Annotated in this window: 13 protein-coding genes and 1 pseudogene; 6 read left to right on the top strand and 8 right to left on the bottom strand. The window is 60.2% G+C overall.

Annotation, left to right across the window (positions count from 1 at the left end; translation table 11 throughout):
- Positions 1-83: 83 nt before the first annotated feature.
- From ACSFC7_RS07260 to ACSFC7_RS07280, 5 genes are all read right to left on the bottom strand, one after another.
- Complete coding sequence (locus tag ACSFC7_RS07260; protein WP_436347053.1) at positions 84-704, bottom strand: hypothetical protein; 621 nt, start codon at positions 702-704, stop codon at positions 84-86.
- A gap of 285 nt (positions 705-989) precedes the next feature.
- Positions 990-1334 carry a hypothetical protein gene (locus ACSFC7_RS07265; RefSeq protein WP_436347054.1) on the bottom strand — a complete coding sequence of 115 codons (345 nt, stop codon included), beginning with the start codon at positions 1332-1334 and terminating at the stop codon, positions 990-992.
- 283 nt (positions 1335-1617) lie between these two features.
- A complete protein-coding gene (locus ACSFC7_RS07270; protein WP_436347055.1) occupies positions 1618-1860 on the bottom strand; it encodes a hypothetical protein in 243 nt (80 codons plus the stop codon).
- Entirely contained in the window at positions 1857-2036 is a 180-nt protein-coding gene (locus ACSFC7_RS07275) for a hypothetical protein (protein WP_436347056.1), read from the bottom strand. The genes ACSFC7_RS07270 and ACSFC7_RS07275 overlap by 4 nt, the downstream gene beginning before the upstream one ends.
- Positions 2037-2327: a hypothetical protein gene (locus ACSFC7_RS07280; protein ID WP_436347057.1), complete on the bottom strand. Its 291-nt coding sequence runs from the start codon at positions 2325-2327 to the stop codon at positions 2037-2039.
- 246 nt (positions 2328-2573) lie between these two features.
- Here ACSFC7_RS07280 and ACSFC7_RS07285 point away from each other — a divergent pair, with 246 nt between their 5' ends.
- Positions 2574-2834, top strand: coding sequence for a hypothetical protein (locus tag ACSFC7_RS07285; RefSeq protein ID WP_436347058.1), 261 nt, complete (start codon positions 2574-2576; stop codon positions 2832-2834).
- Between the two features lie 290 nt (positions 2835-3124).
- Entirely contained in the window at positions 3125-3319 is a 195-nt protein-coding gene (locus ACSFC7_RS07290) for a hypothetical protein (protein ID WP_436347059.1), read from the top strand.
- A gap of 194 nt (positions 3320-3513) precedes the next feature.
- Here the strand turns inward: ACSFC7_RS07290 and ACSFC7_RS07295 are convergent.
- A pseudogene (locus ACSFC7_RS07295) lies at positions 3514-3950 on the bottom strand (transcriptional regulator); the annotation flags it as partial.
- 4 nt (positions 3951-3954) lie between these two features.
- On the opposite strand from ACSFC7_RS07295, the gene ACSFC7_RS07300 reads away from it, so the two are divergent.
- Positions 3955-4086: a hypothetical protein gene (locus ACSFC7_RS07300; RefSeq protein ID WP_436347060.1), complete on the top strand. Its 132-nt coding sequence runs from the start codon at positions 3955-3957 to the stop codon at positions 4084-4086.
- 90 nt (positions 4087-4176) lie between these two features.
- On the opposite strand, the gene ACSFC7_RS07305 is transcribed toward ACSFC7_RS07300, so the two are convergent.
- Entirely contained in the window at positions 4177-7341 is a 3165-nt protein-coding gene (locus ACSFC7_RS07305) for a UvrD-helicase domain-containing protein (protein ID WP_436347061.1), read from the bottom strand.
- Between the two features lie 89 nt (positions 7342-7430).
- Positions 7431-8465 carry a transcription initiation factor IIB gene (locus ACSFC7_RS07310; protein WP_436347062.1) on the bottom strand — a complete coding sequence of 345 codons (1035 nt, stop codon included), beginning with the start codon at positions 8463-8465 and terminating at the stop codon, positions 7431-7433.
- Positions 8466-9007: 542 nt separating this feature from the next.
- On the opposite strand from ACSFC7_RS07310, the gene ACSFC7_RS07315 reads away from it, so the two are divergent.
- From ACSFC7_RS07315 to ACSFC7_RS07325, 3 genes are all read left to right on the top strand, one after another.
- Positions 9008-11431 (top strand): ATP-binding protein, encoded by a 2424-nt coding sequence (locus tag ACSFC7_RS07315; RefSeq protein WP_436347063.1) that lies wholly within the window; start codon positions 9008-9010, stop codon positions 11429-11431.
- A gap of 82 nt (positions 11432-11513) precedes the next feature.
- Positions 11514-13664 (top strand): queuine tRNA-ribosyltransferase tRNA-guanine transglycosylase, encoded by a 2151-nt coding sequence (locus ACSFC7_RS07320; protein WP_436347064.1) that lies wholly within the window; start codon positions 11514-11516, stop codon positions 13662-13664.
- Complete coding sequence (locus tag ACSFC7_RS07325) at positions 13664-14374, top strand: hypothetical protein (protein WP_436347065.1); 711 nt, start codon at positions 13664-13666, stop codon at positions 14372-14374. The genes ACSFC7_RS07320 and ACSFC7_RS07325 overlap by 1 nt, the downstream gene beginning before the upstream one ends.
- The last annotated feature ends 202 nt before the right edge of the window (positions 14375-14576 follow it).

The raw sequence follows: 14576 nt of genomic DNA on the forward strand, positions 1-14576 counted from the left end.
CGAATACCATCGCCAGAAGGACACACAACAGCGCCATCGTATAGGCTATAGTTGTCACTACAAGGGGGCTCAACATCAGGTACTCACCTCCGTCGGCCCGTGTTCTGGAGGTTCGGGTCAGGCCCAGGAACGTCAGAAAAGCCGGTCATCGCCCGGAACCTCTGTTCTTCTACAGCGCTCTTGACTTTCTCGCAGAGTTTCATGAACCCGCGGTCTCCATCAAGGACTCGTTCCCGGACATCAGTGTATGCATCACTGTTTCGAACAAGGTCGTCCCATTCTGCTCCGTGTTCCAGTCTCTGCTGGTCTACGACGTAACGAATCACTGCGAGTGAGACTTTTTCCACAGCCTTCTGGTTACCGAACTGGTCGAAGTCGAGTTCTTGGAGATGCTTGACCACGAGTCGCTGTTCACCGTTTGAGACGTCCAACGCGGAACACAATGCCTCGGTAATCCGCTTTTTGTCGAGTTCGTGCATTCGGTTGGAATGCCCCTTAAGCGCTCGGTGACGTTCTTCGTTCAGTTGGTGAAGACGGTCGTCGTCTGTCCCGATGCGCTTTTTTTGGCGGTCATCGGGTTTCCCAACGGCGGTTGCATTCGGTGACTCGAACGCAGTTTCATAAACGTGTTTATCGATGTATAACTCCTCTCCTGATAGTGACCCCTCTCCTTCTCTGCCGTGCTCCATATCGTAGGACGCCATTCTTCTCGGAGAGAAAGTCATGGAATCGACAGTGCTATTCCTTTGCGTCGCTGATTGACTTGTGCTTACCATATTATCTTCCCTAATTGTTTACCGCAGGGAGTGTTCTGTGCGCCTAATCTCTGCAAAATCGATACAGATGGCTCTCGGTATTAGCCTGCCAGCAATCTACTGGACAGAAAAGTCTCTCAAGAGCGTTATGCACATCAGAACAGTCCGTTCCCCCTTCATATATACTCCTTGTAACGAGAGTGACTTAAAGGAAAGAATGACACCGAATCCGAACTAACCCGACCAGCCGGAGATGTGCTCACCGAGCTGGTCGTCGACGTCAGCCAGATCGATGCCTGCTGGGAGCGGCCGACGCCCGGTCGCGAAGTCGACGCGCCGGAGGTGCTTGCAGCGGGCGTTCCGGTACTCGTAGTCGGGACACTCGCACGCACCGACGTCCGCGTCGACGAGGTACTCCTTCCCGGCCTGACTGACGACCAGGTACAGGCCGTCGGCGCCGCGGGCCCGCCCGATGTCTTCCAGGACGGTGAGGTACTGCGTCAGCGCCCGCTCGTCCCACTCGGTGAGCTCGGCGACGGCGTCGTCCTGATCACCGGCGTCGGCGTCCTGGACGCTCATCGGCTCACCTCTGGAGGCCGCGCCGGCGGCTCCGGGCGCTCCGGCTCGCGCCGGGCGATCTCCTCGTCCGGGAGGGTCGTCACGCGGGCCCGCTTGATCTCGAGACGCTCCTCCTCAAGAGCGGCCTCATGGGCCTCCCGTTCGGCGGCGCGGCCCCGGCAGCTGGATGAGCAGTGCTCGGCCTCGAGAGACGATGCCGGCCGCCCACACACTTGACAGTAGCCGTTCGGATGGCCAGTTGCCCGGCGGTCGGTGAGATCGAACGGCGAGTAGCGCCTTGCCATCAGTGACCTTTCCCGGTGACGGCCTCGTCGACGTCCGCGTCGGTCGCCTCCGCGAACTGCTCGTACTCGACGGCGTCGACGTTGCCGAACCACGCCGGGACGCGGCCGTACAGGATGAGTGTGTCCCGGGTCTCCAGGAGCAGCGCGGCGAGCTCCCGGTGGTCGACGTCCAGATCGTCAGCCGCGTCCGCGATCACGGCGTCGACCCGGCGGCGGGCCTCCGCGCGGTCGTCAGGACTCATCGGTCTCCCTCCTCGGTCTCGCCGGCGACGATCAGATCACCGTCGACGGGCCCGACGTCGTCAGTCAGACCGGCGACCGCCCGCGTCTCGGCGACGAGCCGGAACTCGCGAACGGCATCGGTCTCGGCCTCCTCGGCCCGGCGGCAGACGGCGTCGAAGTCGATGGCGCCGTGCATCTACACTGTACCTCCGATGGCGCCCTCGAGGTCCTTGTACAGGTGCTGCCGCGCGAAGCCGCCGCGCCTGGCCTCGACGTAGTCAATCCAGTTGTTGACGCTCTTACCGAGCTCCTCGAGGTCGTAGCGGTACGCGATCTCGCCGCCCTCGATCACCAAGACAGTCTCGTCGACGGTCCGGTAGACGTGAGACGCGCCGACGTCCGCGTCGACGCCGATCTCGATGTAGTCCAACCGCGGGTCGGTTCGTGAGCGATGCGAAACTTTCGAGTCGCCTGCAGATTTACTCATAGCTGGTCTTCTCTCCAAGACAGACCGGCTCGGTGTTCCAGCACCGGGCGTTTTCAGCAGCGTCACGCCCCGTAGGAGCCCGGCTGTCACGAGTCGTCCATGCAGGCAGGGAGTTATAAGTCCTGTCCATGCGGCGTACACCGCACGGGGAACAGCAGGCGGGCGAAGCCCATCGGTTTTCCCGGGCAGTGTTTCCCGCATGGTGTACCCGTATCGGCTTTATATCACGGGACGAAACGGACGCTCATGGGAGAACGTAACGAAAAAGGTAGATTTGCCGAGCAGGCGTCTCTCGAGGACGTCCTCGCGGTGTTTGACGCTGTGGAGGGGCCGCCGGTCGTCACGTCAGCCGATGTGGCCGAGGAGACGGATATCTCGCGGGACTCGGCCCGCCGGAAGCTCGAGGAGCTCCGTGACCATGAAGAGGTCGACCGCCGCCGGTCAGCCGGCCGGGTACTGTACTGGCCCGTCGACGAAGCACGAGCTCGTCAGTGCCGTGATGCCTGACCACCCGCCCGGGTACGACATTGACGGAGCGCTCGCGAAGCTCGAGGCCGGTGACCGGTACCACGGCGCCTGGTGGCGGCGCGTCATGAAGGCCGGCCTCGAGGCGCTCCCTGACGTCCAGAAGTCCCCGCGGGGGCGATCGCGTGGTGGCACACCAGCGCCGGTGAGGGTGACCGATAAGCACCTTCGCGATCAACGCCGGCGCCGACCGCGTCGCTCACGTCTTCGAGGAGGGCGTCCGTGAGTATACCGGCGAAAGCGCTCGCCAGGTGTACGAGGTTCGCGCCAGCGTGATCGACCGGGAGTACGCCGCCGGCGATGTCGACGAATGTGTGCCCCGGTCGCATGTGAAGTCTCATACCGTCACCAGCATGCCTGGCATCTCCGTCTCTGTCAGCGAGCGAGCCGGCGTGCCCGGCCGCCGCAGTGGTGACCTCGTGATCCGCGTCAGCGACGAGAAGGAACGTCGGGAGGCTGCGGGGTGAGCGCCCGTGCATCGTTAGGGTCACGTCGGCGCCGCACTCCTGGTGGACGCCCCTCTCGCGTTCGTCGCAACCGCCAGCGCCGTCGGCCTCGCGACGCGCCTCACCGCTGCCATCGGCTTCTGATCAGCACCCATGATCATGTCAGGCGTCGACCGGCGTGTCGCTCGTCGAGAATGAAGAAGAGGAGTGGCGCGCCCGAATTCGACCTCGGTGCGGACCGTCTCGTAGGGGACGAACGGCTGCTTCGCCCGGCCTGCCTCGCAGAAGTGAACGATACGGTAGCCAGCCAGCAGGCTGAGGTCGTCGTGGACGTCACGGACGTCGCGGCCGAGCCGGTAAGCGAGGGCGCGAATGCTCTCCGGCGGTTCAGCCATCACCGCTTCGAGCAACTCCTCGCGCCACGAAGTGAGCAGCCGGCGAATCTGAATGCGGTCCTCGAAGTTTACCACTCGGGTCCGAGCCGGTTCAACGTCCTCACCGGCTTCCCACCGCTCAGACGGTTGCGGCTTTCAGCGTGCGCCTTACCTGCTGGAAGCGCCGTTATCCGGAGGATGTCCGGGTGCGCCTCGTCTCCCGGGTCGGGAGCGATCTCGTCGTGCGTCGGATAGGTGTCAGTCGGTTCGTTCGTCATGGGTTTGCTGTACCTCCCGTTCGAAGCGGTACCGGAGGGAGATGAGATCGGGATAGTCAACCGGTTCGATGTGGCCGTCGGCGGTGTGACGATAGTAGTGGCCGACGTCGTCGCAGTGATGCGGCGCGTTATCTGACGTGATACGGGGCTTACCCAAGTTAGACGATGGCTTATAAAATCGATCGCCGGAAGTCCGGTTCGATGTCAACGAATGACTGCTGAAAAGTTACGGATCGTACGCATCGCAGTCGCCGTTTACGGGGCACTCTGCGCAGGTTTTCTCGTCAGGGGCGTCGCTGGCGTCGATCGCACCCCACGAGTCCGTTTCACGGGTCGCTTCGATCTCATCGATCGTGTCGCCGAACGCGTCCAACGCATTCTCGACCATCGTATCGTCGAAGGAGATGGTCAGTCGCTCGCGTTCGGGATCGTCCTCGCTTATGAAGTAGATCACTCCCTCGTCGGGCAGTTCCCCCTCCGAACGTCGGTATAAGGCGGCGTACGCCTTGAGCTGCCGGCGGTAGTCTGCGAGTAACTCGTCGTCTTCCTCGGGCCGCTTGGCGGCTTTGTAGTCGCACAGTGCTACGGTGTCGTCCTCTTTGATGACGTCGACCACGCCGTTGAGCACGGCCGACCTGGTATCGTAGCGGAGTTTACACTCCGTGTCTGTGATCTCGGGATACAAATCCGGCCCGACCTCCCGGTTGAACCGCTCGATGTGGTCGAAGATCGTATCCTCGACAGCGGAACCGACCGGGAGGATCCGTTGCTCGCGCAACGCGGTCACCGACTCGTCGAAGTACTCTCGCAGTGTGTCTCTGTTAGGGATCTCGCCGGCGGTGGCACCGTCGATGTCGCCGCGGAAGTGCCGGTGGGCGCGGTCGAGCGTCCGGTGAACAACGAGCCCGGCGAACAGCTGGGTCGCCTGCGGCGTCGCGTAGTCGTACTCGACGAGGTAGCCGTACTGACGCGGGCATCTCCGGAACGCTAGCCAGTCGCCGACGACGCTGTACTCGCGTTTTGGGTCGCCCGCTGACGCGGGGCCGATCGGTGTCGACGGGTCCGCGATGTCATCAGCATCACGGACCATTCTGTCAGGAGCGAACCAGTCCAGTCCCACTGACGTCCCGTCCGTCTGCTGGCCTAGCGAGGCGACGAGTCCGCCGGAGGTGTCGAACTCGTCTCGGGTGCCCAGCAGCACTAAGTGCTCGCTCGCTCGGCTGTGTGCTACATAAAACTGCCTGACGAGATCGCGTGCAGCCCGAACGTCAGCCGACGAGGTGGCACGGCGCTCGCCGTACGGTCCGAGGGAGTCCTCGATCCAGTGTGCTGCTCCAGCGTCGGTCTCCCAGTCGATACTTCCCACGAACGTCACGGGAAACTCTAGGCCCTTCGCCTGGTGGACGGTCATCACTTGGACGTGGCCGTCAGGCAGCTGGTCGTGGAGGTCCTCGGGATCGTCGAGGTTTGCCTTAGTGACGTAGTCACAGAACTCCCAGTATAGCGCCATTAGGAACTGCGTCGAGGCGGCACCGTAGTCGTCGTGGGTAGTTCGGACGATCTCCCGCGAGGATGTCGTCCCAGGCGCGATGCCCTCGAACGACTCCAGAAGCGCGGTCACCTTCCCGATTCGCCGGGTGCGCATGGGTGTCCGCTCCCCTCCCTCCGTCCACGAGGATATCGGCTCACACGCCCGTAGCGCGTAGAACAATTCGAGGAGCCCGAACCCGAGCCGGTCGCCCGGATCCGTGCGCCGCACGCGTTCTGCGTACTCGTCGATGATGTCACGGAGGTCGCTGTCCGCCGGGACGACGCGCTCGAACGTGGTGAACCACCCATGGACCTCGTCAAGGTTGTCGCCGACACGGTCCTCGAACACCTCCAGCCCCGGGTCGAGACATTTGATCAGCGATGCGAGGATGACCTGGACGTCATCCTCCTCCATGAACGCCTTATTACGGGGGTTATGTACGGGGACGCCACGATCGCGCAATTGATCGACACAGCGGCCGACGAGCGTCGCGTCGCCGCTATGGGACTCCATCGTGCTGTGGGTGAGCAGGGCGATGTCGCTGTAGTCGTCGATGTAGCCGGACTCGTAGAGGTCGACAACGGTGTCAGCGAACCGGTCCGCTAACGCCGCCTCGTCGCGGTCGGTGAGTGCGGTCACCGCATCGGTGTCCGTGTCCGGACGAACGGGCCGCATCGGCTCCTTCCCGGGGGCACGTGCGCCAGGGCCCTGCATCACAGGATGTTGTCCGATGAAGCGGTTAATCCACCGAACGATCCCCGGGCGTGACCGGTAGTTACGCCGAAGCTGCACCGTCTCAACGGTGTCCTCATCGACGGACAGTTCTCGTGCTACCCGCTCGGGGAACTCGATGAGAGAGTCCACCGTCGCACCCCGGAACCGGTACAGCGACTGGTCGTCGTCGCCGACCACGGTGATGCTCGGCGTGTCCATCGCCGCCGCGAGCGTGAGGTAGATCTTTTCTTGGAGAGGGTTGACATCTTGGTACTCGTCGACGAGCACGTGCGTCAGCGGGGGTACGTCACGTTCGTCGTCGCCTTCGAGGAACCGTCGGCCGGCAGTGCTTTCGAGGAACTCCAAGAACCACTCCTGTACGGTAGTGAAGTCACACCGCGCGGCCCCCGAGAGCGACTCCTCGTACATCTCGCGGGCGGCCGCGAGTTTGCGCAGCCCCGGATCGTCCGCTGTTGCGAGCGCATCGAGGTCGACGCGGTACTGTCCGACGCGATTGAATAGCGTCGTCGCGGCGTTCGCCGCGAAAACCTTCCGGCAGCCGTTCCCCGACGTGTACCACACATCACGCGTGCCGACCAGTCCGTCGAACGAATGGATACCGCCGTCGGCGAGGTAGTCGACAAAGTCGCTCTCACGTCGGATGAAGAACTTCTGGGCGTCCTGGTCCAGAAGTTCCACGTCGAGGTACTCCTCCCAGCGGAACTCTCGCATGATATCGTCCCACACGGCGTGACTCGTCCCGACCCACACCTCGCTGGCGTCGACCGCGTCGCCGCTTCCCAGCCCCGAGAGACGGTCGACGAGCCGCTGTTCGAGGCTCTGGGCCGCCTTCTTGGTGTACGTGGTCAGGATGATTCCGCGCGGGTCAACGCCGTCCACGAGGATCCACTTGAGCGTCCGCGCGACACTGACCTCGGACTTCCCTGACCCTGGACCCGCCGTCACCTGCAGAGGGACGTCCGGTGCCGTGATCGCCGCGCGCTGGCTCTCGTCGAACGACCAGTCCTCGCGACCGGTCCGCTCGCGCATGACTGCTTCGTACTCGGTGATGAACCGCTCGATGCTCCAGGTCCCCGGTGAGGGGACGTCTCGTGCGCCGTTCGGCGCGGAGTTGTCACTAGACATGTGTATGAGGGCTCGCTCGTCAGGGCGGCCGAGCCCACCGACCGCCGACGCGTTGATCAGTCGCGTTTCGCGATGGCGTTCAGTATCTCCTAATCGATGTCCTCGATGATCTCTCCCAGCGCTTCCGTGCCGATGTTCTCGATGACGGACTTTCCCGCCGTCCGGATCGTCTTCGCACATGGTCCACCAACATCGTGGATCTCCTGTTGCGTCGGCGCTTCGGGGATATCGAGAAGCCGGCCTGCCTCAAACACAAAGGCCGCCGCATAGCTCATCGGCTTTCGGCCGTCTCCCAGTTGTGCGTAGTCCGTTGCGGCGAGCAGGTCGGTCGCCGCTCGTTCGATTACAGGAATTGCCTCGACATCAGAGACGAGCCGACGGATGTGCTGAGCGATCGCCTCTCGAAGGTCGTCCTCATCGGGGACGACTGAGCCCCAGAGGTCGAACTCGTTGAGGATCTGCTTTCGGGAGCGCAGCACCTTGGCCTTCGAGGCCTGCGAAACGGGGAGGATCTCCTCAATGTCGCGCGGTTGGCCGACTTGCTCGAGCGTGATGTGGAGCACGGCGGTCGCCACGTCCTCTCTCGACCATCCAGGTAGGATCCCCGTGTGCACGCTCTGGTCGTAGAGGCGCCCAGCACACTCTCTCACGAACTGCGCGACACCGAGTGCGGAACACATGCGATTAATCTCTCCACGGCCATCTCGGAGGCTCTCTTCCCTGCTCTGCGCGGTCTTGCTGTACCGCTGAACGAGACGGTTCTTACGCGCTCGGCGACGCTGGCGGCCGTCGAGACGGTTCCCATTAGCGTCCTCGTTCCGCCAATCGATCTCGGTCGTGAGCCCCTTGTCGTGGAGGGTCTCTGTGATCGGTGATCCGCATCGCGCCCGCTCGTCGCGTTCGGCAGCTGACCCAGCCCGCCACTCCGGGCCGTGGTCGACGGTCGTCTCCGCAACGACGAGTCCGCACTCCTCGCACACGCGTTCCGACTCCTCTGAGACGACCGCCCCGTCACACTCGGGACACGTCTCAGACCGTTCGTCGTGACCGAACCTCTCACGGGTGTTCTCGCCAGTTTCGACCGACGTACAGGTTTCGATCCGTAACAATCCGGTCTTACTCATCAATTAGCACCTCGGATGTGATGTTGCTGATCATTTCACCTGTATGTACCGAGAGGTACACAAAAAAGCTACCGGCGCCGATTCGGCAGTTGCATCGCTGATGGAACGCTTGTTTTAAGATGCTCGCATGTTCGTAGCCGCCGATAACTCAGTAATAACACGCAGATTCACTATTTCGTGCTTCCGCTCACTCCCAGATTCGAATAAGTATACGAGTTAGACGTGATTCGGAGGTCCCGGTTGACTGTAATTTTCGCATAATCAACCCTAGTTTATTTATTGATGGATAGAGATGTTAATAGGACTAACGCGCGATGTACCCGTCCTCGGAATCTGCTGTGCTGAACTGGACCGTGCTGACACATCTGCACTCGCTCAACACCGATAGCATGGCCGTGATAATTATAGGACAGGTCAGATCCACGACCACGCTAACTCAGTAGTTACATTGGGCTGAATAATACGTAACTTCTCCAACAATCTAATTGGGGGAGTTACAGGGGGAGGTTTATACGATCTGAGCGGATACTGGATAACAACTGATGTCACAACATGATTCCAACTCCGAATCGGCGAATGGGCGGCCAATAGCGAAGGTTCATCCATCAAAGAAGACCTATAGTTCGATCGCGGCTGACGTAACTGTCGATTCGGCGCTTGCGGAACTCATCGACAACTCGATCGATTCGGCAGCAATCCTCGATAAAGACCCTGTTAACGTCACCATAAGCTACGATAACGACGCCGAAGAAATGGTTTACTCCGACCACGCGGGTGGAGTGAAACCCGACGAGATGGGTGTATTCCTCGGCCTCGGTCGGAGTAAAGACATGCGGGCCGAAGGACGCAACATCGGTGCCTTCGGGATGGGTACAAAAAAGGCTCTTAACCACCTGGCAAACAGCTTCACGATCGCCAGCCGACACGAGGACGTGGACCAAGGATGGAAATATACTGTTGATGATGATTTTTTCGCCGAGGATAACGAGACGTGGGAGTTTGAGATGGAGCCCGCGGACCTCGATCCCGGTCAGACCGTCCTCACGCTTCACGATCTGACGTTCGACTGGCACGAGATCGAGGGGGATGTGCGTGACCAGCTGGAGCAGAAGTACCAGCGGTTCCTCTCCGACGAGTATGATACGAGTGCCACACTGTCTGTCGATCTGACCGGCGAGGAACTCACTCCACCGCCCCAAGTGCAGTGGACCTTCTCGCCGTGGCAGGATGGTTCACACCCACGTCGTTTTACGGGATTGGAATTCACCGACGATCAGTGGAGTGCACCAATAGAAGTGGAAGTGACTGTCGGGTTGATGCGCCAATCTAATATCGAGAAGGTGAAGCCCGGTACTGCGTTTTTCTGTCAGGACCGGCTGGTTGAGCAGGGACTCACCGGACCAAAGGGGGGATTCGGCCAGTTCGGAATGAATAAATTCAACAATGCGAAGGATAAGCGTCTCCGAATTGAGATCGACTTCTACACCGAGGGCAACGCCGACGACCTTCCATGGAACTCGGACAAGAGCCGCATCAGTCGGATGCATTCTGCTCTTTCCAGCGAACACGGTGTATACTACTGGCTCCGTCGGTTTGCAGATCGTCACAAGAAAATTGGTATGTATGGTGATGCCCCCAAATGGATCTTCACCGAGTACGACAGCGAAAGCCTCCACGCGGCGAACGATGGTGAAATTGAGGGAGTCAACGTCGCCGATAAGCAGCAACGGCTCGAAACCGGTGATATCTCTCAGCCCCGGATCCACAACAAACCGGACAAGAATCTCTCGCTCGCGAAAGATCTGGAGCGAGTTGCAATCGCACATTCGGAACTGGGAATCCGCTCCGAACGAATCGAGTGGTTCAAGAGCTGGGTCGTCCCAGCGTACGAGGAGGCGATCTACGACAAGTTCACCGACCGGTTCGACACTGATGACGAGCATTTGCCGCACCTCCTCGATGTCGATTCCCTTGATGAACTCCTCAATGAGGACGGCTTCGACAGGGCCGAAATTATCGCTGGACTCTACGAAGCCGACGATGCTCCGGACGGGCAGACCCATCCGTGGGACTCCGAGGAGAACATCAAGGGTGTTCTCGACGATATCGAGAGCGACGCAGAATCGGATGTCGAATCGGGACAGCGGCGGTCGGCAGATGCATACGACGACGTCCGTGTCCATCGATACGAGTACGAACTTGCTCGCGCCTGCACAGACGCCAACGTAGAGATAGACGACTTGGACCTGATCGACGACGACCCGACGCCGCTCGCCGATGAGAACGAACCCGACGAGTCTGCCACTGAGGACTCAGAAGCGAGAAGTTCGAATCACACCTCCTCGGATGGCTTGGCCAGTGGTAATGAACCGGAACCCTCGGATACTCGTACAGTCGATGCGAGGACAGATGATGGCGCCTCCCACGATGGACTGGCCAGTGGTGATGAACCGGAATCCCCAGATACTAATGCATCTGAGGAGGGGGCAGCTGAGGGGTCCTCCGAAAGCTCCTCAGGCGGTAGCTATTCAATGGACGAGACCGCATATACGGACTCCGGTCCCTCATCTGATTCGGCCGATACGAAATCGCAAGCATCCACAGATACCACGCAATCCGAAATCCCAAAAGGTCCAGAAACGGACGCGGCTGTCGACGATGCAGATGACAGCCGAGATACGACTAATGAGGCGCTCGTCCGCGACCCGGACGCGGCTGCGGTTACTGAGCAACTTGAGGACCTCAAACGCGAACACAACGAACTCCTGGATCGCCTCGACATTGATGAGGACGCGGACCCCAAGGAGTGGATCGATCAACTCGTCGATGCCGCTGAGCAGCTCCAGACTGTCCTCGATCTTCTGGAAGACTCTCCTGTCGAGGGCGACTCGCTGGAAGAGCGGCTCGAAACACTGATCGACCAGGCAAATCGCTATGAGAAGATGATGCAGGCAGCAAGCGAGTAATTCCAACAAGCGAGAAAGTATCGTCTCGGATCGCGACCTTCAAATGAGGCCACTCAGTATCCCACAGATGGTGAATTAATTCGTGCGGTTCTACGTGCCAGACTGGGATGATCACGTCGACGCCAACTACGACTTCCTGTACGACGTCCACTCTGAGGCTAAAAACGGCGCTCGCGAAAACCTCTTTCTGTGGGACGTGTTCGAGGGTCGTGAACTTCCCATCGATGGGCTCCTGCTCTCCCGTGACTCTGTGACCCAGAACGCCGGACTACGGGAACGCCTCAATGAATACGGGATATATGGCGATCCCCGGCTGAATATCCCCTCTTGGCTCCCGACGATCAGCGATTGTGGTGCGTGGGGCTATCGTGACCTGCCGTTCCCACCGTATGGAATCGAGGGATTGATCGACTTTTACGACCGCATCGGAGTCCGAATCGGTGTCACGCTCGATCACGTTGTCTGGAAGGGGCCGAACCAGCGACGCCTGTACCTCGACGAACGCGCGTTCGGCTCGAATCTCTCACCTGACGATGTCCTCGATGGGCTCCGAGAGATGGACGGGCTCGACGTATTCGTCACCGAGTGGCCGGAGTCCTGGCCAGAGTACGTTCGTGAGCACGACGCCGATGTTCACGATAGTATCGTTCAAGAGCTTACGACGGCTGATTTCGAGGGCTCGCCCGAAGAGATTTGTCGTCGGCTGGAATCGTCGCCGAGTGCAGTCTTCCGTGATCAGGACAACGTGTTTCGGCAAAACCTTTCCGAGAAGCTTGCACGGCGTATCCGCGATGCCTACAATCCGACAGAGAATGGATTTCGTCTGATGGCTGCGGTCCAAGGATGGGATCCTGAGAGCTACGCTAAGGACGCCCGCAAGGCGCTCGAACAGGGGTACGATTGTCTCGGCATCGGCGGGCTGGCCGGTGCACGTGCGGATGACGTGGCTTCGGTCGTTGATGAGGTCGGCGACGTAATTGCTGAGTACGAATCTGAGCACGGACGCCGCGTCGACGCCCACGTGTTCGGGTTCGCGAAGACCGGCCTCTTCGAAACGGTTCGCGACGCTGGCGTCACGAGCTTCGACAGCACGAGTATGCTTATCGCCGCCTGGACAGGGGGGAAGAATTACCACATCAACTCCGAGGAGCAGTACGACGCAATCCGGGTCCGGTTCCCACTCGCCCGCGACGGTCGCTCAACACAGGTTGAGAAGGCGATCCGAGGGCAAGAGATGATCCGCGCGCTGGAAGCGTACGACGCCGGCGAATCGATTCCCGACACGCTTGAGGCGTTCTACGATGAGGCAGAGGAAACCCTCGACGCCGCGGTAACGTACCTTCAAAACCGTCGTCATGCTGACGGGTATGACACAGGAAAGATGATCGACGCACGGGCATTCTTCCGTGAGGACTTCGAGTACGCAGTCGAATTCAAAGGAACCGTCGGCGAGCCGATCTGGCGAGACGTGATCCATCTCCTTCGGGAGGACACCGAGAACGACCCACTACTGTTTGAGGAGTACGAGGACCAACTCCGGCCTGTTCGGCGGTACATTTCGACCCGCGAGGAAGCAGATCCTGTACACTCGTCCGAGTCGATAGTCTCGCCCACATCAGGCTCATTCGAGGAACTCTTTCCGCACCTCCGGGAATACACCGAGGCTGTCGGCGACACAGACAAACTTGACGGCTATAGGCGAACACTCGAAGAACGGCCGTGGAAACGCTGTGATTGTCCGTTCTGTGAAGAACACGGGATACAGATATGCATCTTCCGCGGGAACAACCGGAACCGTCGGCGCGGTTTCCACAACATGTACCGGTTTGGACTGGAGATGGCCGAGACGTTCGACGAACTCTTCGTCGCGGCTGCGCTCCCCAAAGCACCTTCGGCACGCTGTGACGACGCCCTTCGTGAGCGACACCCTGAGTTCTGGTCGCATGTCGTTGATCTTCCATCGGTCGAGCTCGGGGCACTCACTCCCGATGGTGCCGTCGAGTGGTGGGACCGCCTCGACACGGACGCGGTTGCCGATCGGAGCCCCGAGAGCATCTCTGCACAGTTCGAGCGTGTCCTCCTGTACGACCCTGACGGCGATTCCCCGATGGTTGAGGCGATCGAGGACGCGGGTTGCACAGTTGACCAATTCGACTCCGCGTCGGAGCTCCAGTCGGCTGTAATGCGACGGCTTCGACCAAGCGAACAGCAGGGCCTCACAGAGTTCCAGTGATGCGGGTGCTCATCGTCGACCAGTGCTGTAAGCGGAAGGAACACCCTGAAGACAGCGAGACGCTCTCCGCCGACGATATCGACGCGGCGAGTCGCGAGGAGTTGCTCGACCGCGACGACGTTCACTCGGTCCCGGCCTCAGACCTGTACGCCGGGCGTCAACAGAAGGCGATCGACCGCGCAGTCGCGACGCTTCGCACAGCAGGCCACACAGTCACGAGAGTGTTCATTAGTGCAGGCTTTGGTGTTGTCGGGGAGACCGAGCCCCTGCCGCCGTACGATGTGACCTTCAGCGGGATGTCAGCGAACGTCATCCGTGAGCGCGCCGACCAGCTCTCGATCACCGCGGATCTGCTTGACGTGATCCGCGATGCGCCCGGCCCTGATGTTGCGTTCTTTCCCCTTGGTGCCGACTACTTTAGTGCGCTCGATGTCGACACGGTTCTTAGCGCGCTCCCAGAGGAAACTCTTCAGGTGCTATACAACTGTGAGGAGCGCGCGTCGGAATCGTCAAACGTAATCTCCTTACCGGCGCGTAACACCAATGCCAGTGAGTACGGTGTCAACTCGATTGAAATAAAGGGACACTATATCGAACGATTTGCCTCTCGGATCGAATCTGGGCGTAACGATCCTCCGTTGTCTCTCGACCGTATTCAGTCGCTCTGTACTGACTGCGAGAGCACGCAGTCCAACCTCGACTCGTTTTAACATCCAAAGAGAGATGCACAGGGCTTAGAACCGCTCCCAAGTCATCTGATCACGTCGGTCCCGAGTGATCCGGAGTTTTCGGATTTTCAAAAGAGAGGGAGATTTATATTCAGTAAAATGATAGGCTGGGGAATCATTCTTTAGATCGAAAGACTATTAAGCCTCTCCGCGTCCTTCTCCTTGACATCTAACTCAATATCCG

The organism is Natronorubrum halobium (assembly GCF_051351675.1).
Lineage (GTDB): Archaea > Halobacteriota > Halobacteria > Halobacteriales > Natrialbaceae > Natronorubrum.